The 19,764-nt window shown below is 35.8% G+C and carries 14 protein-coding genes; 9 read left to right on the top strand and 5 right to left on the bottom strand.

Annotation, left to right across the window (positions count from 1 at the left end; all coding sequences use genetic code 11):
* Positions 1 to 113 precede the first annotated feature (113 nt).
* From LPC23_RS05505 to rluF, 4 genes are all read left to right on the top strand, one after another.
* Complete coding sequence (locus LPC23_RS05505) at positions 114 to 683, top strand: RNA polymerase sigma factor (RefSeq protein WP_229323394.1); 570 nt, start codon at positions 114 to 116, stop codon at positions 681 to 683.
* Positions 670 to 1,359 (top strand): hypothetical protein, encoded by a 690-nt coding sequence (locus LPC23_RS05500; RefSeq protein ID WP_229328722.1) that lies wholly within the window; start codon positions 670 to 672, stop codon positions 1,357 to 1,359. Before LPC23_RS05505 ends, LPC23_RS05500 begins: the two co-directional genes overlap by 14 nt.
* A gap of 35 nt (positions 1,360 to 1,394) precedes the next feature.
* Positions 1,395 to 2,522, top strand: coding sequence for a hypothetical protein (locus LPC23_RS05495; RefSeq protein ID WP_229328720.1), 1,128 nt, complete (start codon positions 1,395 to 1,397; stop codon positions 2,520 to 2,522).
* A gap of 134 nt (positions 2,523 to 2,656) precedes the next feature.
* Positions 2,657 to 3,469 carry a 23S rRNA pseudouridine(2604) synthase RluF gene (gene rluF, locus LPC23_RS05490; protein ID WP_229328718.1) on the top strand — a complete coding sequence of 271 codons (813 nt, stop codon included), beginning with the start codon at positions 2,657 to 2,659 and terminating at the stop codon, positions 3,467 to 3,469.
* 160 nt (positions 3,470 to 3,629) lie between these two features.
* Here rluF and LPC23_RS05485 read toward each other — a convergent pair whose 3' ends face one another.
* Positions 3,630 to 4,511 (bottom strand): bifunctional 5,10-methylenetetrahydrofolate dehydrogenase/5,10-methenyltetrahydrofolate cyclohydrolase, encoded by an 882-nt coding sequence (locus tag LPC23_RS05485; RefSeq protein WP_229328717.1) that lies wholly within the window; start codon positions 4,509 to 4,511, stop codon positions 3,630 to 3,632.
* 150 nt (positions 4,512 to 4,661) lie between these two features.
* The gene (ffh, locus tag LPC23_RS05480; protein ID WP_229323383.1) at positions 4,662 to 6,020 is read right to left on the bottom strand and encodes a signal recognition particle protein; all 1,359 of its coding nucleotides are present in this window, start codon (positions 6,018 to 6,020) and stop codon (positions 4,662 to 4,664) included.
* Positions 6,021 to 6,272: 252 nt separating this feature from the next.
* Here ffh and LPC23_RS05475 point away from each other — a divergent pair, with 252 nt between their 5' ends.
* From LPC23_RS05475 to LPC23_RS05460, 4 genes are all read left to right on the top strand, one after another.
* Positions 6,273 to 6,623, top strand: coding sequence for a hypothetical protein (locus LPC23_RS05475; RefSeq protein ID WP_229328714.1), 351 nt, complete (start codon positions 6,273 to 6,275; stop codon positions 6,621 to 6,623).
* A gap of 92 nt (positions 6,624 to 6,715) precedes the next feature.
* Positions 6,716 to 7,831 (top strand): efflux RND transporter periplasmic adaptor subunit, encoded by a 1,116-nt coding sequence (locus LPC23_RS05470; RefSeq protein WP_229328710.1) that lies wholly within the window; start codon positions 6,716 to 6,718, stop codon positions 7,829 to 7,831.
* A 20-nt stretch (positions 7,832 to 7,851) separates the two neighbouring features.
* Entirely contained in the window at positions 7,852 to 10,980 is a 3,129-nt protein-coding gene (locus LPC23_RS05465; protein ID WP_229328709.1) for an efflux RND transporter permease subunit, read from the top strand.
* Positions 10,981 to 11,001: 21 nt separating this feature from the next.
* Complete coding sequence (locus tag LPC23_RS05460; RefSeq protein WP_229328706.1) at positions 11,002 to 12,426, top strand: efflux transporter outer membrane subunit; 1,425 nt, start codon at positions 11,002 to 11,004, stop codon at positions 12,424 to 12,426.
* Positions 12,427 to 12,592: 166 nt separating this feature from the next.
* Here the strand turns inward: LPC23_RS05460 and argS are convergent, their stop codons facing one another.
* The 3 genes from argS to LPC23_RS05445 all read right to left on the bottom strand — a co-directional run bounded on the left by argS (position 12,593) and on the right by LPC23_RS05445 (position 17,646).
* Positions 12,593 to 14,371 (bottom strand): arginine--tRNA ligase, encoded by a 1,779-nt coding sequence (argS, locus tag LPC23_RS05455; RefSeq protein WP_229328704.1) that lies wholly within the window; start codon positions 14,369 to 14,371, stop codon positions 12,593 to 12,595.
* 1,253 nt (positions 14,372 to 15,624) lie between these two features.
* Positions 15,625 to 16,632: a 3-oxoacyl-ACP synthase III family protein gene (locus tag LPC23_RS05450; protein ID WP_229328702.1), complete on the bottom strand. Its 1,008-nt coding sequence runs from the start codon at positions 16,630 to 16,632 to the stop codon at positions 15,625 to 15,627.
* A gap of 87 nt (positions 16,633 to 16,719) precedes the next feature.
* Complete coding sequence (locus tag LPC23_RS05445) at positions 16,720 to 17,646, bottom strand: ABC transporter ATP-binding protein (RefSeq protein WP_229328700.1); 927 nt, start codon at positions 17,644 to 17,646, stop codon at positions 16,720 to 16,722.
* A 138-nt stretch (positions 17,647 to 17,784) separates the two neighbouring features.
* Between LPC23_RS05445 and htpG the strand changes: the two genes are divergently transcribed.
* The gene (gene htpG / locus LPC23_RS05440) at positions 17,785 to 19,668 is read left to right on the top strand and encodes a molecular chaperone HtpG (protein ID WP_229328699.1); all 1,884 of its coding nucleotides are present in this window, start codon (positions 17,785 to 17,787) and stop codon (positions 19,666 to 19,668) included.
* Positions 19,669 to 19,764 lie beyond the last annotated feature (96 nt).

The following is a 19,764-nucleotide window of genomic DNA, read 5'->3' as shown; positions in this document are numbered from 1 at the left end:
TTTTTACTTTTTAAAATAAAAATAGTGGATCGCATACAACCTTTTCTCATCCACACTCGTCTATTACTATAACAACTAATTTATAAATCGAATTATAATTTAGAAAATTGTAAATGAAAGTAATTCCAATACATCAAGAAGAAAAACAAATCATTGATTTAGCCATTGCTAACAATCGGCAGGCTCAAAAACAGATCTATGATCAATTTTCTCCAAAGATGTTAGGCGTTTGCAGAAATTACATCAGTGACATTCACCATGCAGAAGACATTCTATTAACTGGCTTCATGAAAGTGTTTTCCAATTTGAAAAAATTTGAACACAAAGGAAGTTTTGAAGGTTGGATTCGACGCATTATGATTTATGAATGCATTGATTTTATAAGAGCAAAAAAAAACCATATCGTTCATCAAAATAATGAAGACTTTATAGTAAGCGAAAAGGAATCTTCATATGAAATGGAAGATTTTGCAATAGATGATATTCAATATTTAATTGACAATTTACCTGATGGTTATAAAATGGTATTCAATTTATACGCTATTGAAGGATTTAAACATCATGAAATAGCAACAATGCTCAAAATAAGCGAAGGAACATCAAAGTCACAATTATCGCACGCACGAAAGTTGTTACAACACCAACTATTTGAATTAAAAAAGAGACTCAATGGAACAAAATAAAATCGAGAATCAAATCAAAAAGAAATTGAATGACAGAACCATTCAGCCGTCTGCAGCTAGCTGGGATCGATTAGACGCGATGCTAAACAGTACAGAGAATGAAAAGGCAAAACCAAATTATAACTGGCTGGCTATAGCCGCTGCAGTAGTAGTATTTTTTGGATTAGGAATTCTCTACACTACAACCTCAACATCCACCACTCAAATTGATGATTCAATTGCTGTTGCAACCGTAGCGGAATCAAAAAATGATTCGGTGACAGCAACACCTATTGCAACAATTGCAGTCGAAAAAACATTCCCGATTTTGACTCAAAATGAGTCAAACAAAATCAATACTAAAACTATCATTTCTGAGGAAAAGAGTAACCAAGAATTGGAACCCATTCAAAAAATAGTTACTCAAGAAATAGTCACTAATTCAAAAGCCACTTCGCCAACAACATACAAATACATGAGTCCTGAGGCACTTTTAAATGAAATAGAGACCGGTCAAAAAACAACCAATCCTACCAGAAATACTGTTTCAAAAAATAAAATAAAAATAAATGCCGCAACACTGCTTACCGGCGTTGAAAAAGAATTAGACAGTGTGTATCGCGAAACTACACTAGACAAATTAAACAAAAACTATAACCGAATTAAGTCAGTCATTGCCAACAGAAATTTCGAATAAATCAAAATCGTACACTAATTAAAAATTAAATCACCATGCAAAAAATTATAATTTACACTGTTATACTTATTGTGAGCTTATTAAGTAAAGTAGTAGCGCAAGAAAAAACATTTGAAAAACAAGTAAAAGAAATTGCTTCAAATATTGAATTAATTACCAATAAGGAAAAAAATAACTTAAAAGTTGAAGTCGAAGCCATTGACCTACAAGTTAAAGAAGGAAAAATCACAGCAGAAAAAGGAAAAGAACTTAAACAGAAAATTGCAGAAGAATTCGCTAAAAATATTGAAAATAAAGTAGCAATGGAAGAGGCTAAATTAGCACAATTGGTACAAGATAAAGTAGATGGTAAATTTACAGTTTCGGAAGAAAAACTAAAAAAAGGAGGGACTACAATTATTCTAGGTAGTAGTCGAAATGATTCAATAGGAAAAAATAGAACAGAAATTAATCTCACTACAATGAAGGTTTACAAAGGTGAGCAAGATAAAATCGAACGCAAATCCAAAAGGACTACCTCACAATTTGTTTTTGCTATGGGATTAAACAATGCTATTCCGGAACTAAAAGATATAGAAAATTCAGATTTTAGAGTTTGGGGATCTCATTTTTATGAATGGGGAGTTACCTATAACAGTAGACTAATCAAAAATCATAATTTAGTTCATGCAAAATATGGTTTCTCTGTCATGTATAATAATTTGCGTCCTACAGACAATCGTTATTTTGTAAAGAGTGGAAATCAAACCTATTTAGCAACTTCAAATTTTGATTTAGAAGAGTCGCGATTAAGAAATGTGTATTTGGTTGCACCATTTCATTTAGAATTCGATTTTACACCAAAAAAATATTCGAAAGACGGCACTACATCCTATTTTAGAACACACGAATCAATTCGTTTGGGAATTGGTGGATATGCTGGGGTTCGAATTAAATCCAAACAATTACTTCACATTGAGGTGGATGGAGATACAGAAAAAACCAAACAAAAAGGAGATTTCAATGTGTCTGATTTCAATTATGGATTGAGTACTTACATTGGTTATCGCGCGACAAGTTTGTATTTCAAATACGATCTGAATCCAGTGTTTAAAAAGAATTCCGATATCAATCATGTACCATTAAATAATGTCTCATTTGGTATTCGTTGGGATTTTAATTAAACCAAACTTTAAAGGTGCTTGAATAAAGCACCTTTTTTATTTTGACCTACAATCCTAGTTTAAAAACATTTCTAGTTTGTATCTTTGACCACGCTTAAAATTAGTATACGTAATTTATAGATTCAACTGATCCTTTGGAAAATACAAACGAAAATCTAAAACGCCTTAATAAATTCATTGGAGAAACCGGCTATTGCTCGCGCAGAGAAGCCGATAAGCTCATTGAAGAAGGAAGAGTGACCATTAACGGAATTGTTCCTGAAATGGGTACCAAAGTGTCTCCTGATGACGAAGTGCGTATAGACGGCAAACTGATTGTAGAGAAAAATGAGAAATCCATTTATTTGGCTTTCAATAAACCGGTTGGTATTGAATGTACGACTAATTTGGACGTTCGCGATAATATTGTCGATTACATCAACTATCCCAAACGTATTTTTCCTATTGGTCGTTTAGACAAAGCCAGTGAAGGATTGATTTTTATGACCAATGACGGTGATATTGTCAACAAAATATTGCGTGCCAGAAACAATCACGAAAAAGAATATACAGTAACTGTAAATAGACCCATAACCGATCGTTTTATAGAGCGTATGGGTAATGGTGTTCCTATTTTGGAAACCGTAACCCGAAAATGTAAGGTGGAACAAATTAGCAAATACACCTTCAAAATTATTTTAACTCAAGGTTTAAATCGCCAAATTCGTAGAATGTGTGAATATTTAGGCTACGAAGTAACCGCTTTGAAACGCATCCGAATTATCAATATCTCGCTAGATGTTCCTGTGGGGCGCTACCGCGAATTGACCGATGCTGAGATCAAAGAATTAAACCAACTGATTGCACCTTCCAGTAAAACCGAAGAAGCCAGTTTGCCCAAAGCAGAACCTAGCCGACGAAAAATAGAATTTCCAAGAAGGGATGATTCTAAATTCAGAAGAAACTAATACTAAAAAAGAGGTTGTCATAAAAGTTTTATACTTGTCAAACTGAACTTGTTTCAGTTTCTATAAATATTTGATTTCAATATTTAAAGATTCCGAAATAAATTCGGAATGACAAAAATGTAGCTTTTAAGACAACCTCTTTTGCTTATTCTATATTCTTTTATTTTCTAGCTCTAATTTGTCTTGCCAAAAGCGTGTTTTTCAACAACATCGCAATAGTCATAGGTCCTACTCCACCAGGAACTGGCGTAATAAAAGAAGATTTTTTACTTACCTCATCAAAATCAACGTCACCAGTAATTACATAGCCTTTTGGGTGCGAAGCATCTTCTACTCTAGTAATACCCACGTCAATAACTACAACACCGTCTTTCACCATATTCGCTTTTAAATAATTAGGCACGCCTAAAGCAGTGATAATAATATCGGCATTCTTAGTATATTCTTCAATGTTTTTGGTTCTACTGTGAGTTAAGGTTACCGTTGAATCTCCAGGATAGCCTTTGCGACTCATCAAAATACTCATTGGACGTCCTACAATATGACTTCTTCCAATAACGACAGTATGTTTTCCTGCGGTTTCCACTTTGTAACGTTCTAACAACTGCATGATTCCAAACGGAGTAGCTGGCAAAAAGGTTTCCATTTCCAAAGCCATTTTACCAAAATTCGTTGGGTGAAAACCATCCACATCTTTATCCGGGTGAATCGCCATCAATATCTTTTCTTCGTTGATGTGTTTTGGCAAAGGCAACTGAACAATAAAGCCGTCCAAATTGTCGTCTTCGTTCAAATCAGCAATCTTAGCTAACAATTCGCTTTCGGTAATCGTTTCTGGCAAAGACACCAAAGTCGATTCGAAACCAATTTGTTCACAAGAACGCACTTTGCTGCCCACATAAGTCAAGCTAGCGCCGTTATTCCCAACCAAAACTGCGGCTAAGTGAGGTACTTTCTCGCCTTTGGCTTTCATTATTTGAACCTCAGCTGCAATTTCTTGCTTGATTTCTTCCGAAGTCTTTTTTCCGTCTAGTAGTTGCATTATATATAGTTTAGTTGTTTAGGAGTTTATATGTTTAAACTTAAAAAAATAAACCCTGAATAGTGTGTTGTAATTTTAACCTTTTAATCTCTTAACCTTATAACCTTATAACCTTTTAACCTTATAACCTTATAACCTTTTAACCTTTAATTATCTCATCCCCGGCATACCACCTGGCATTCCTTTCATTCCGCCCATCATTTTCATTAGGTTTTTACCTCCAGGGCCTTGCATCATTTTCATCATTTTACTCATTTGCTCAAACTGTTTCATCAATTGATTCACCTGTTCGATTTTGGTACCAGAACCTTTAGCAATTCTCGTTTTACGTTTCATATCAATCAAAGCGGGTTTGCTTCTTTCAATAGGCGTCATCGAATGGATAATCGCTTCAATATGTTTGAAAGCATCGTCTTCAATCTCTACATCTTTCATGGCTTTAGAAGCACCTGGTATCATTCCCACCAAGTCTTTCATATTACCCATTTTCTTTACTTGTTGAATTTGTGACAAGAAATCGTCAAAACCAAATTCGTTCTTCGCAATTTTCTTCTGTAATTTTCGAGCTTCTTCTTCGTTGTATTGCTCTTGCGCTCTTTCTACCAAAGACACAACGTCTCCCATTCCAAGGATACGTTCTGCCATACGATCTGGATAGAACACATCAATCGCTTCCATTTTTTCGCCAGTACCCACAAACTTAATCGGCTTGTTCACTACTGATTTAATAGAAAGCGCGGCTCCACCACGAGTATCTCCATCTAATTTGGTTAAGATAACTCCGTCAAAATTCAATCTGTCGTTGAAAGTTTTAGCTGTATTTACCGCATCTTGTCCAGTCATCGAATCGACAACAAACAAAGTTTCTTGCGGTTGAATCGCTTTATGAACGCGTTCAATTTCGTTCATCATTTCCTCATCTACTGCTAGACGACCAGCGGTATCGACAATCACTACGTTAAAACCATTGGCTTTAGCGTGTTTGATAGCGTTTTGTGCAATCTCAACAGGATTTTTATTTTCTGGTTCTGAGTACACCTCAACACCAATCGAATCTCCTACCACATACAATTGCTGAATCGCAGCTGGACGGTAAATATCACAAGCCACCAAAAGTGGTTTCTTTCCTTTTTTAGTTTGTAAATAATTAGCTAATTTTCCAGAGAAAGTCGTTTTTCCCGAACCTTGTAAACCCGACATCAAGATCACCGTTGGCGCTCCCGAAAGATTAATTCCAGCCACATCGCCACCCATCAATTCAGTCAATTCGTCTTTGACCAACTTCACTAACAATTGCCCTGGTTGCAATGTCGTCAATACATCTTGACCCATCGCTTTGTCTTTTACTTTGGCAGTAAAATCTTTGGCAATTTTAAAGTTCACATCGGCATCCAATAACGCACGACGCACTTCTTTCAAAGTTTCCGCAACATTAATCTCAGTGATTTTTCCGTGTCCTTTTAATACGTGAAAGGCTTTATCTAATTTTTCGCTTAAATTACTAAACATACTCTATACTTTTTTTGAAACGCAAAGATAAACTAATTCAATAATTAGGCAATTCAATACTAAAGATAAATACGTTAACTATTTGTTAGTATAAAAGCAAAAAAATAATTTTAATTATAGATTTAACTATTTTAAAATCATTCATTTAACTCCTTAAAAGCTTCATTTAGCAAAAATAAATAGTTAAAAAAAAATTAAATTTTTTTGAAAAATTATTTCAGGAATTGTATTGAGATATATTTGCACTCAAATATGAAAAACAAAGTTTCAAATACAGGCAAAATACTCTCCTTGATTGCATTTTCAATTTATGCAATTATGGTGGGTCTTACTACCTTTGAAATTTCTTTAGAGAAAGAGTCTGCGTTCAATTTAATTGCAATGCATGATGCTGACAACAACTCGGGCAACGACAATTCTACAGACAATAATCAGTTAACTAATATTGATATAGAAGACACCACTGATTACTGGATTTCAAAAATTTTCTTCGAATTTAAAGTTCCAAAACAACTTATATCTAATTCTTTATCTTTCAATTACAAAGAATCAGACCAATTGCAATTTCAAATTGACATTGTATCTCCACCGCCTCAGGTGTAGCATTTACTAAATAGTTATTTCGGTTGTACTTTGAACGTGTAACCCATTCTTCTTGTTATTTACATTAACAATACCTTTTAATTATTCTATAAATGAAAAAAATTACTATGTGTGTTAGTCTGACTTTATTGTTAGGCCTAACAGTTGCTTGCAATTCTAATAAAAACGAAAAAATTGGTTTTGAAAAATATCCCACAACAAAACCAATACTTGTAGATACTACCATAACGAATGAATATGTAGCTGATATTCAATCCATTCAAAATGTGGAAATTAGAACAAAAATTAATGGCTTTATCGAAAAAATTCATGTTGATGAAGGAAAACCGGTAAAAGCAGGTCAGCTCTTGTTTACAATCAATAGCCAAACTTTTCAAAAAGATCTTTTGAAAGCAAAGGCTATGGTAAAAAATGCTATTGCGGAGGCAAAAAACGCAGAGTTGGATTTACAGAATGTGAAATTATTAGCTGGTAAAAATGTAGTCTCAAAAACAGAATTGGAAAAAGCTCAGGCCAACTATTCTGCTGCTCTAGCACGTGTAGAAGAACACAAAGCCAATCAAGAGTCGGTCGAAATTCATTTGGCAATGACTAAAATACGCGCTCCGTTCAATGGGATAATCAATAGAATTCCGTTCAAAATTGGAAGTTTAATTAATGAAGGCACATTGCTAACCACCATTTCAAACAACAATCAGGTTTATGCCTATTTCAATGTATCGGAAAAAGAATATTTGCAGATTAAAGAACAGCGAAGCGAGAAATCTCATGATGATATTACGCTCCTTTTGGCAAACAACAAACCTCACGATTACAAAGGAACCATTGAAACCATAGAAGGTGAATTTGATCAAAACACGGGGAATATAGCCTTTAGAGCCAAATTCCCAAATCCGAATTTATTATTAAAACACGGATCGAGTGGGAAAATACAATTGACCAACTCCATTCAAAATGCGTTGATAATTCCTCAAAAAGCAACCTTCGAAATTCAAGACAAACAATATGTTTTTGTAATTGACAAAAAAAATGTTGTTCGTTCAAGAGCAATTGAAGTTCAGCAACGATTACAACATCTGTACATTATCAAAAACGGACTTTCAGTAGAAGATCAAGTACTCTATGAAGGAATCCAAAACCTTAAAGAAGGGGATACAATTAGCCCACAAGTTATTGCTATGAAAGCGCTAATGTCTAAACTGAAATAAGAAATAAATAAAACCAACTTATGTTTTCAAAATTCATACATAGACCCGTACTTTCAATTGTAATTTCGCTAATGATTGTACTTTTAGGAGTCGTGTCGCTGACACAATTGCCTATGACCCAATTTCCGGATATTGCTCCTCCTGAAGTAACTGTAACAACTAAATATACCGGTGCCAATGCCGAAGCCTGTGTAAAAGCCGTTGTAGTGACCCTAGAAAGAGCTGTAAATGGTGTGCCTGGAATGGCATATATGTCCTCTGTATCTGGTAACGACGGAACCAGTGTCATAAATATCATTTTCAAAGCAGGAACCGATCCTGAAATTGCTGCTGTAAATGTTCAAAACCGTGTTTCTTCCGTTTTGGATGAGCTCCCTGAAGAAGTAATCAAGTCAGGAGTAATTGTAGAAAAAGTACAAAACAGTATGTTGCTCTATTTGAACGTACTGAGTTCTGACCCCAACTTGGACGAAAAGTTTTTGTACAACTTTGCAGATATTAACATTCTACCCGAACTAAAACGAATTGAAGGAGTAGGATTTGCAGACATAATGGGACAACGTGAATACGCCATGCGTGTTTGGTTAAATCCTGTAAAAATGGCGGCTTACAAAATTTCGACTGAAGATGTAGTTCAAAGTTTGAAACAACAAAATATAGAAGCCGCACCGGGAAAAGTGGGTGAAAGTTCGGGCAAAAAAGAACAATCTTTACAATATGTTGTGAAGTATGCCGGGAAATACAACACCAAAGAGCAATATGAAAACGTGGTAATTAAGCGCAATTTTGAAGGGGAATTGCTGCGCTTAAAAGATGTAGCTGAGATTGAATTTGGTTCATTGGATTACGATGTGCTTTCTAAAGAAAACGGAAAACCTTCTGCAGCCATTGTATTGAAGCAACGACCTGGAAGTAATGCCAGCGATGTGATCCAAAACATCAAAAGCAAGATGGATGAGTTGCAAAAAACCTTTCCTTCTGGAATTTCTTATACGTATAGCTATGATGTTTCCAACTTTCTAAACGCATCCATCGAAGGCGTTTTGTATACCTTAATCGAAGCCTTTTTATTGGTTGCATTAGTGGTATTTGTTTTCTTAGGAGATTTTAGATCCACTTTAATTCCTGCTATTGCGGTACCCATTTCCTTGATTGGAACCTTCTTTTTTATGCAATTATTTGGTTTCTCCATTAACTTAATTACGCTATTCGCCTTGGTATTGGCAATTGGAATTGTAGTTGATAATGCCATCGTAGTTGTAGAAGCGGTACACGCCAAAATGGAAGAACTACATCTGGATCCAAAAGCGGCTACCGAAGAAGCGATGAAGGAAATTGGAGGTGCTATCATCGCCATTACACTTGTAATGTCGGCAGTATTTATCCCAGTTGCTTTTTTACCTGGACCAACAGGGGTATTTTACAGACAGTTTTCTTTGACTATGGCTATTGCAATTGTGCTATCCGGAATTAGTGCATTGACACTAACACCTGCCTTGTGTGCTTTGCTTTTAAAAAACACCCACGGACAAGAAAGAAAACCTACTTTAATCAACCGATTTATTGATGCGTTCAACTCCAAATACAATCGAGTTGCAGAACGCTACCGAAGACTATTGGAAATAATCGTTAATCGAAGAGTGGTGACTGTTGTTGCCTTGTTAGCCTTTTGTGTGGCTACCTTTGGATTGGGTAAAATTGTCCCTTCAGGGTTTATCCCAAATGAAGATCAAGGAACAATTTATGCTAGTATTACCACTCCATCTGGAGCAACATTAGAACGATCTGAAGATGTAGTAGATGCGATTCAAAAAGCCGCTTTGGAAAACCAAAATGTAGCCTCAGTTTCTACATTAGCGGGTTACAATTTTCTTACGGATGGAACAGGAGCTTCGTATGGAATGAACTTGATTAGTTTAAAAAGCTGGAAAGAACGCAATGGAATAACAGATCAAAACATTATTAGTGAATTAAAGGAGAAAACCCGTCACATTAAAGATGCTAAAATCGAATTTTTCACTCCGCCACCAGTGCCTGGTTATGGTAACTCTAGTGGATTTGAACTTAGAATTTTGGATAAAACCGGAAAAAGTGACTTGAAAAAATTAGAAACTGTAGCTACCGATTTTGCCAATGAACTGAATAAAAATGAAGCCATCAAAAACACGTTTTCTTCTTTTGATGCCAGTTTCCCTCAGTTTATGGTGAATATTGATAATGCTAAAGCCGCTCAGAAAGGAGTAAACATCAATGAAGTATTGGGTACTTTACAAACCTATCTAGGTAGTGATTATGCCACTAATTTCATTCGGTTCAACCAAATGTACAAAGTGATGGTGCAATCTTCGCCGGAGTTCAGATCGAAACCTGAAGATATTTTAAAATTGTACACCAAAAATTCAGAAGGAGAAATGGTAGCGATGTCTTCTTTCTTGACTATCGAAAAAGTATATGGTCCAGAACAAATTACCCGCTACAATATGTATCCTGCAGCTATGCTTAATGGAGAGCCAAAAGAAGGCTACAGTAGTGGTCAAGCCATTGATGCTATCAAAAAAGTAGCCGAAGAAAAACTCCCAAAAGGATATGGATTCGATTGGGGAGGTTCATCGAGAGAACAGGCCAATGCCGGAAACGAAGCGGTGTACATCTTCTTGATTTGTTTGTTGTTCATTTACTTATTGCTTTCGGCGCAATACGAAAGTTTTGTCCTTCCGCTTGCTGTGATTTTATCACTTCCAACGGGTGTTTTTGGGGCATTCTTTCTCTTGGCAACATTAGGTTTAGAAAACAATATTTATGCGCAAGTTGCTATGATTATGCTTATTGGTCTTTTGGGTAAAAATGCCGTTTTGATTATCGAATTTGCGGTTTTGAAAAACAAAGAAGGTCTTTCACCACTAAAAGCAGCTATAGAAGGAGCCGTTGCGCGTTTGCGACCAATCTTGATGACATCTTTTGCATTCATCGCTGGATTAATTCCGTTAGTAATCGCATCAGGAGCCGGAGCTATTGGAAACAGAACTATTGGAACTGCTGCTGCAGGAGGAATGCTTTTTGGAACCGTTTTTGGAATTCTTATTATTCCGGGATTGTATTTGATTTTTGCACTCATCGCTGAAAAACTATCCAAAAAAACTACGAATTAAATCAACTGATATTCATACACTATGTCACAATTCAAAAAAATAATAGGTTTGATGATTGTCTTGCTGGCTTTTATGGCGTGCAAAACAAAAGCAATACCAACTGATAAGGACCAAAAACCGTTGCCCGAAAGGTATACAAATCAATCAGACACTGTCAACTCGGGCAGCTTACAATGGCAGCTTTTTTACAAAGATGATAATCTGAAAAAACTGATTGAAACGGCGCTCAGCAATAATTTTGATCTTTTGGCTGCAGTTCAAAAAATAGAAATCGCTCAAAATCAATTCCGATTGAAGAAAAGCGAACTCTTGCCGCTGGTGAATGCAGGAGCAGGAATTGCGCAGCGAAAATTTGGTTTATTCACTATGGATGGAGCCGGAAACGCCTCTACCAATATTCGTCCGAATCAAATCGTACCAGAACACTTACCGGATTATCAGGTTGGATTGAATACTAGCTGGGAAGCCGATGTTTGGGGAAAATTGAAAAACAAAAAGAAAGCCGCTTTAGCGCGATACAGCGGAAGTATTGAAGCGAAGAATGCCATTCAGTCTATTTTAATTGCAGAAATCGCTGCTACTTATTATGAATTAATCGCTTTGGATAACGAATTGGATATTATCAAGGAAACTACTGCCCTGCAACAAGCTGCTTTGGATATTATTAAATTGAAAAAAGAAGCGGGCGTGTACAATGAATTAGCGGTAAAACAATTTGAAGGCCAAGTGTTTAACTCTAAATCTTTTGAGTTGAATATCCTTCAGTTGATTCAAATAACCGAGAACCATTTGAACTTTCTGTGTGGCCGATTTCCACAAGCAATTGCAAGAGATAAAACAACATTTAGCTCTTTTGATTTCAAAATCAGCACCGGAATTCCCTCACAGCTTTTGGCCTTGCGACCTGATATTCGCGAAGTTGAATTGGAATTGGCAGCAGCCAAATGCGATGTGAAAGCCGCCAAAGCTGCCTTTTACCCTTCCTTCACGATGACTGGGACGGTTGGTTTTCAGGCCTTTCAATCGGCTTTGCTGTTTCAAACGCCAGCCTCTTTTGCCTATACCATTTTAGGAGGCATCAGTGCGCCATTGCTCAACAGAAGAGCAATCAAAGTACAGTTCAATACTGCCAAAGCACTTCAAACGGAGAGTCTTCTCAAATACCAAAAAACAGTTTTGAATGGCTATATTGAAGTCGCTAATGAAATGGCAACTATTGAAACACTAGAAAAAACCCTTGACCTTAAAAATAAAGAAGTGTATTCCTATGAGAAATCTGTAGAAATTGCCAATGATTTATTCAAGTCAGGTAGAGCCAATTACTTAGAAGTCTTAACAGCACAGCGAACTGCTTTAGAATCAAAAATAGATTTGATCAACACCAAAAAATCGCAATACAAAGCATCCATCAATTTGTATAAAGCATTGGGTGGAGGTTGGCAATAATCCAATACTAGGGCAGCTCACCGCTGCCCTATTCTATTCCATTAAATGGGTAAAAAAGGGGAACCAAAAAATTCGCGTCAGCTGCTAAATAATTAAATAACAATAATTTTAAAACAAAAAAAACGACCTTTACAGGTCGTTTTTCAATTACAATAAGGTTTTGATTTTACATTCTCTCCGGAACATTGATTCCTAACAAGCTGAACGAAGAAGCTATCGTATCGGCTACTTTTTTAGAAAGTTGCACTCTGAATATTTTCTTTTCTTGGTTTTCTTCGCCTAAAATAGGAACGGCTTGGTAAAACGAATTGTATTCGCGCACCAATTCGTAGGTATAATTGGCAATCAAAGCAGGACTGTGATTTTGAGCCGCATTCTGTATCACTTCAGGATACAGTTCAATTTGTTTCAACAGTTCTTTTTCTTTTTCGTGCAAGTCGGTAGTTTTGGCTGTAGCCGAAAAATCAAAAGTCGCTTTACGAATAATCGACTGAATACGCGCATAAGTATATTGAATAAACGGCCCTGTATTTCCAGCAAAATCAACTGATTCTTCTGGATTGAACAAGATGCGTTTTTTAGGATCTACTTTTAAAATGTAGTATTTCAAAGCACCCAAACCAATCGTGTTGTATAATTTGGTTTTCTCTTCTTCTGAATAGCCTTCTAATTTCCCTAATTCTTCTGAAATGTTTTGAGCCGTACTCGTCATTTCTTGCATTAAATCATCGGCATCGACTACGGTTCCTTCACGGCTTTTCATCTTACCCGAAGGCAAGTCCACCATTCCATACGATAAGTGATACAAGCTTGAAGCCCAATCAAAACCTAGTTTTTGCAAAATCAAAAACAAGACTTTGAAATGGTAATCTTGTTCGTTACCCACCGTGTATACCATACCTCCCACATCGGGATGGTCTTTCACACGTTGGATCGCAGTACCAATATCTTGCGTCATATACACCGCTGTTCCATCAGAACGCAACACGATTTTTCGGTCCAAACCTTCGTCAGTCAAATCAATCCAAACCGAACCGTCTGGATCTTTTTCAAAAACGCCTTTTTCTAAACCAATTTGAACGACATCTTTTCCTAACAAATAGGTATTGCTTTCGTAGTAAAAGCTATCAAAATTCACCCCTAAATTGCTGTAAGTAGTCGCAAAACCATCGTACACCCATTGGTTCATCATTGCCCAAAGGGATTTCACTTCCTCATCTCCTGCTTCCCATTTCAGCAACATTTCTTGCGCTTCTACAATAATTGGCGCTTGTTTTTTGGCTTCTTCTTCGGTTCTACCCGCAGCCATTAATTGGTTGATTTCTTCTTTGTAGGCTTTATCAAAAGCTACATAGTAATTCCCAACTAATTTATCTCCTTTTAATCCTGTGGAAGCGGGCGTTTCGCCATTTCCAAATTTTTTCCAAGCCAACATCGACTTGCAAATATGAATACCACGGTCGTTGATAATTTGGGTTTTATAGACTTTTTTACCCGATGCTTTGATAATCTCAGCCACCGAATAGCCTAACAAATTGTTACGCACGTGACCTAAGTGTAACGGCTTGTTGGTATTGGGCGAAGAATACTCCACCATTACCGCCTTGTCAGAAGGATTTGGCGTTACAAAACCGTATTTTGCATCGTCTTTGATTCCGTTAAAGAAATTTAAATAATACGAATCCGAGATTACAATATTCAAAAATCCAGACACCACATTAAAACGGGCTACTTCTGGAACATTCTCCACCAAATAATTCCCAATTTTGTTTCCTAACTCCACCGGGTTGCTTTTTACCAATTTCAACAAAGGAAAAATAACCATGGTAATATCGCCTTCAAACTCCTTTCGGGTAGCCTGAAACTCTACTTTATCAACGGATACTTCAAATAAATCCTGAATCGCTTTTGCTATAGATGGGGTAAGAATGTGTTGTAATGACATTGAATCGGTTTTTTTAAGAGTGCAAATATAAGGATTTCAGAAGGAAATAGAATAGCCTTTTTTCTATCGGTTTTGGTAAACTAAAAAGTGCTTTTGTTTGTTTTTTTCGCCACGGATTATAATGATTCTAATGATTTCATTTGAATGAATCCATTTAATCTGTGAAATCTGTGGCTAATTTTCAAAATTTTTACCACATAGAAACATAGAAAAAAGTATTGAACAAAGAACTAGATAGACGTTACACTATTCACATAGCCATGTTCAACGAATTATTTCTCTGCCTTTTTTTGCCACGGATTCAAAGGATTTAATTTGTGGAATAAGTAGCTAATTTTTAAAGTTTTTAACCACATAGAGACATAGAAAAACAATATCAAGCAAAGAACTAGATAGACGTTACACTATTCTCATAGCTATGTTCAACCAATTATTTCTCTATCTTTTTTTGCCACGGATTAAATGGATTCAAAAGGATTCAATTATAATTAATCCCTATAATCTGTGAAATCTGTGGCTAATTTTCAAAGTTTTTTACCACATAGAGACATAGAAAAAAGTATTGAAAAAAGAACTAGATAGACGTTACACTATTCACATAGCTATGTGAAAAATAATAATATTTCTATATTTTCTTTATATCTATCAAACCTATGTTTCTATGTGGTTAAATTTAAAAAAAAGAAACCATTAAGATATTAAGTTTCATTAAGCGCTTAATGAAACTTAATATCTTAATGGTTTACAATTTAAAACCCTTGCTTATTATTGCTGTTTTAAGATTAAACAAAGAACTATTCTATTTTTTTTTCGCCACGGATTATAATGATTCTAATGATTTCATTTAATCTGTGTAATCTGTGGCTAACTTTCAAAATTTTTTACCAAATAGAGACATAGAAAAAAGTATTGAACAAAGAACTAGATAGACGTTACACTATTCACATAGCCATGTTCAACCAATTATTTCTCTATCTTTTTTTGCCACGGATTCAAAGGATTTAATTTGTGGAATAAGTAGCTAATTTTTAAAGTTTTTAACCACATAGAGACATAGAAAAACAATATCAAACAAAGAACTAGATAGACGTTACACTATTCTCATAGCTGTGAAAAATAATAATATTTCTATATTTTCTTTATATCTATCAAACCTATGTTTCTATGTGGTTAAATTTAAAAAAAGAAACCATTAAGAAATTATAACTTCTTAATGGTTTACAATTTGAATAGTAATCGTTACTCTACAACAACTACCATTTTATAATCGCACTTGCCCAAGTAAAGCCGCTACCAAAAGCCGCCAAAACTACAGTATCTCCCGACTTGATTTTACCCAATTCCCAAGCTTCAGTTAAAGCAATTGGAACAGAAGCAGCAGTAGTGTTACCGTATTTCATAATATTGTTATAGACTTGATCGTCATTCAATCCGAATTTCTTCTGAATGAATTGTGATATTCTCAAATTCGCTTGGTGCGGAATCAACATATCAATATCAGAAACCTGAAGATTGTTGGCTTCCAAACCTTCGTTAATTACCTCAGCAAAACGAACTACTGCATTTTTAAATACAAATTGACCGTTCATGTATGGGAAATAAGTTTCGTCGTCTGGATCATTGTCTTTCAAAATATCCGTTACCCAACGACCGCACATTCCTGGTGCTTTTACAATTAATTCTTCGGCATGAACTCCTTCTGAATGCAAATGCGTAGATAGAATTCCTTTGGTCAAATCTTCTTCACGGCTTACTATAGCAGCTCCAGCTCCATCGCCAAAAATAACCGAAACACCTCTACCACGCGTAGTCATGTCTAATCCCGCTGAATGCACTTCAGATCCAATTACTAATACGTTCTTGTACATTCCAGATTTAATATATTGATCAGCTACTGATAAGGCATAGATAAATCCAGAACATTGGTTTCTAACATCCAAAGCGCCCACAGTTCCTATACCCAAATCACGTTGTACTAAAACACCTGGACCTGGAAAATAGTAATCCGGACTTAATGTAGCAAATACAATAAAATCAATATCGTTTTTGTCTATTCCGGCGCGCTCAATTGCAATTTTTGCAGCTTTAACCCCCATAGAAGTAGTCGTGTCTTGACCCGGAATAATATGACGACGTTCTTGAATTCCTGTTCTCTCCTGAATCCATTCGTCATTAGTATCTATAACTTTCGATAAATCATCATTAGTTACAACATTGTCAGGAACATAAAATCCTAATCCTGTAATTTTTGAGTGGTACATATATTTATTTTTAGTCTTTAAATTGTATTATTTGATCTCAAAATGGAGCACTAAAGTAGTAAAATATTTGAAGTGCAATAGTAAATTTTAGAAAATGCTCTTTTTCAAGGCAATCGGCTGCCCTTTTTCTAAAGGAGATGACGATTCAAAAAAAACGCTTTGCTTGTCAATTGTAACTTCCACTAAATAATGACTGCCTCTAAAATAGCACTGTTGCACTATCCCTTTCAATGGACCTTTCGGGTCCAACTTGAGTTGGTGTGGATAGATTAAATGCACTTTACCATCCAATTCCAACTCATTGACTTCGCCAAAAAGTGAGGCCACATATTTATTTGTTGGATGAAGATAGAGTTGTTGAGGAGACTCTTCGGCAATGATTTTCCCGTGTTGCATCACTATCGATTTGTCGGAAAAAGACAACACATCCGTACTATCGTGTGTAGCAATGATACAAGTGATTTTCTTTTCTTTTAAATACTGAAATACATTTCTGCGCAAGGCATTTTTCCTGAAAGAATCGATTTGGCTAAAAGGTTCGTCCAGCAATAGAATTTGAGGTTCTAAGGCCAAAACACGAGCCAAAGCGACACGTTGTTGTTGACCGCCACTCAAGTATTTGGCTTTGACTTTGGCAAATTTGGTCATTTCGACCATTTCGAGTAATTCATGTACTCTGGCTTTCTTTATATCGCGATAGATATTGGAAAGGAACTTGCCTACATTTTCTTCGACAGTGATAAACGGCATCAAATCAAAATCTTGTGCCAAATATTTAATGTACTCTTCTCCCGGAATCAAATTGTATTTCGGACCTAAAATAGGATTTCCGTTATAACTGATACTACCCGAATCCAAATCATACAAACCATAAATTAACTTGAGCAAGGTACTTTTACCGCAACCGCTTTCGCCAATGACAGCAATATTTTGTCCTTGTTGCGCCACAAAACTAAGCTTGTTAATAACGGCTTGGTCAATGTAAGTAAACGAAATGTCCTGGAGTTCGAGCATAGTTGAGTTTAAAGAAGCCAAATTTACAATGTTTAATTTGAATCCTGGAAGGGTTGCGACAATTTGTCACATTTTAATAAAATGGTATTCTATTTGAAAACTAGCATTTCATCAATTTAAACTTAAAATTTATACACTATGACAACTGGAAAAATTAATGTTTCGGTAGAGAACATCTTCCCATTAATCAAGAAATTTTTATACAGCGATCACGAAATTTTCTTGCGCGAATTGATTTCAAATGGAACAGACGCTACCTTAAAATTAAAACACTTAACAAGTATTGGCGAAGCCAAAGTTGAGTACGGAAACCCAATTATTGAAGTAAAAATTGACAAAGAAGGCAAGAAACTGCACATCATTGATCAAGGTTTGGGGATGACTGCTGACGAAGTAGAAAAATACATCAACCAAGTGGCTTTTTCAGGAGCTGAAGAATTCTTGGACAAATACAAAGATTCGGCTAAAGATTCTGGAATTATTGGACACTTTGGTCTTGGATTCTACTCCGCTTTTATGGTGGCTGAAAAAGTAGAAATCATTACTAAATCATTCAAAGACGAACCAGCAGCGCATTGGACTTGCGATGGTAGTCCTGAATTTACTTTAGAACCAGCTGATAAAACCGACAGAGGTACCGAAATTATTTTGCATATCGCCGAAGATTCTGTAGAGTTTTTAGAAGAAGCTAAAATCAGAGAATTACTGAACCGTTACAATAAATTCATGCCGATTCCAATTAAATTTGGAACCAAAACGGAAACACTTCCATTACCAGAAGGTGCTGCCGAAGACGCAAAACCAGAAACTATCGAAGTGGATAATATCATCAACAATCCAAATCCTGCTTGGACTAAACAGCCTTCAGAATTAACCGAAGAAGACTACAAAAAGTTCTACCACGAGTTGTACCCAATGCAGTTTGAAGAGCCGTTATTCAACATTCACTTGAATGTAGATTATCCGTTCAACTTAACAGGGATTTTGTACTTCCCTAAATTAGGAGCTGATTTACAAATCCAAAAAGACAAAATTCAGTTGTACCAAAACCAAGTGTTTGTTACGGATAATGTAGAAGGAATTGTACCTGAATTCTTGACAATGTTAAAAGGAGTAATTGACTCACCGGATATTCCGTTGAACGTATCGCGTTCAGGTTTACAAGCAGATGCTGCGGTGAAAAAAATCTCGAATTACATCACTCGTAAAGTAGCCGATAAACTGAAAGCCTTATTCAATGACAATCGTGCCGATTTTGAACAAAAATGGAACGACATTAAAATTGTTTTGGAATACGGAATGTTGTCTGAAGATAAATTCTATGAAAAAGCAGGCGCTTTTGTTTTATACCCAACGGTAGATGACAAGTACTTCACTTTGGAGGAGTTGAAAGAACAACTGAAAGAAAAGCAAACCGATAAAGACAACAAATTAGTAGTGTTGTACGCAAGTAACAAAGAAGCACAACACTCTTACATTGAAATCGCCAAAGAAAAAGGATACGAAGTATTGTTGTTGGATTCGCCAATTATCTCTCACTTAATCCAAAAGATTGAAGGTGACAATAGCGAGATTCGTTTTGTACGTGTCGATTCAGACCATATTGATAATTTAATCAAGAAAGAAGACAATGCTATTTCTAAATTATCTGAAGACGAGCAAACGAGTTTGAAAACCGTAGTAGAAACGATTGTTCCAAAACAAAATTATACCGTTCAATTGGAAGCTTTAGACAGTCAGTCGGCGCCATTCATCATTACGCAACCAGAGTTCATGCGTAGAATGAAAGAAATGAGTCAAACTGGCGGTGGTATGTTTGGAATGGGCAATATGCCAGAAATGTACAATTTGGTAGTGAACACCAACTCCGATTTGGCGACTACTATTTTGAATACCGAAGACAAAACCACTCAAGAAAGCTTAGTTAAACAAGCCTTAGACTTGGCTAAATTGTCTCAAAACTTATTGAAAGGAGAAGCCTTAACCGCTTTTGTAAAACGTAGTTTTGAGTTGATTAAATAATTACGAACTTAGAATAAAATAAAAAACCCTGCTAGTCACTAGCAGGGTTTTTTGTTTTTAATATTTTTTAACCACATAGAAACATAGCAAAATCTA

The sequence above is a fragment of the Flavobacterium ammonificans genome (assembly GCF_020885975.1).
GTDB classification, from domain to species: Bacteria; Bacteroidota; Bacteroidia; order Flavobacteriales; family Flavobacteriaceae; genus Flavobacterium; species Flavobacterium ammonificans.
The sequence above is the reverse complement of the archived record's forward strand: the minus strand, read 5'-3'. Positions and strand labels throughout refer to the sequence as shown.

Bases quoted from the DNA above. Each gene is read 5' to 3' on its own strand.
- LPC23_RS05505 (WP_229323394.1), top strand. From the start codon at position 114: ATGAAAGTAATTCCAATACATCAAGAAGAAAAACAAATCATTGATTTA.
- LPC23_RS05500 (WP_229328722.1), top strand. From the start codon at position 670: ATGGAACAAAATAAAATCGAGAATCAAATCAAAAAGAAATTGAATGAC.
- LPC23_RS05495 (WP_229328720.1), top strand. From the start codon at position 1,395: ATGCAAAAAATTATAATTTACACTGTTATACTTATTGTGAGCTTATTA.
- LPC23_RS05485 (WP_229328717.1), bottom strand. From the start codon at position 4,511: ATGCAACTACTAGACGGAAAAAAGACTTCGGAAGAAATCAAGCAAGAA.
- ffh (WP_229323383.1), bottom strand. From the start codon at position 6,020: ATGTTTAGTAATTTAAGCGAAAAATTAGATAAAGCCTTTCACGTATTA.
- LPC23_RS05475 (WP_229328714.1), top strand. From the start codon at position 6,273: ATGAAAAACAAAGTTTCAAATACAGGCAAAATACTCTCCTTGATTGCA.
- LPC23_RS05470 (WP_229328710.1), top strand. From the start codon at position 6,716: ATGAAAAAAATTACTATGTGTGTTAGTCTGACTTTATTGTTAGGCCTA.
- LPC23_RS05465 (WP_229328709.1), top strand. From the start codon at position 7,852: ATGTTTTCAAAATTCATACATAGACCCGTACTTTCAATTGTAATTTCG.
- LPC23_RS05460 (WP_229328706.1), top strand. From the start codon at position 11,002: ATGTCACAATTCAAAAAAATAATAGGTTTGATGATTGTCTTGCTGGCT.
- argS (WP_229328704.1), bottom strand. From the start codon at position 14,371: ATGTCATTACAACACATTCTTACCCCATCTATAGCAAAAGCGATTCAG.
- LPC23_RS05450 (WP_229328702.1), bottom strand. From the start codon at position 16,632: ATGTACCACTCAAAAATTACAGGATTAGGATTTTATGTTCCTGACAAT.
- LPC23_RS05445 (WP_229328700.1), bottom strand. From the start codon at position 17,646: ATGCTCGAACTCCAGGACATTTCGTTTACTTACATTGACCAAGCCGTT.
- htpG (WP_229328699.1), top strand. From the start codon at position 17,785: ATGACAACTGGAAAAATTAATGTTTCGGTAGAGAACATCTTCCCATTA.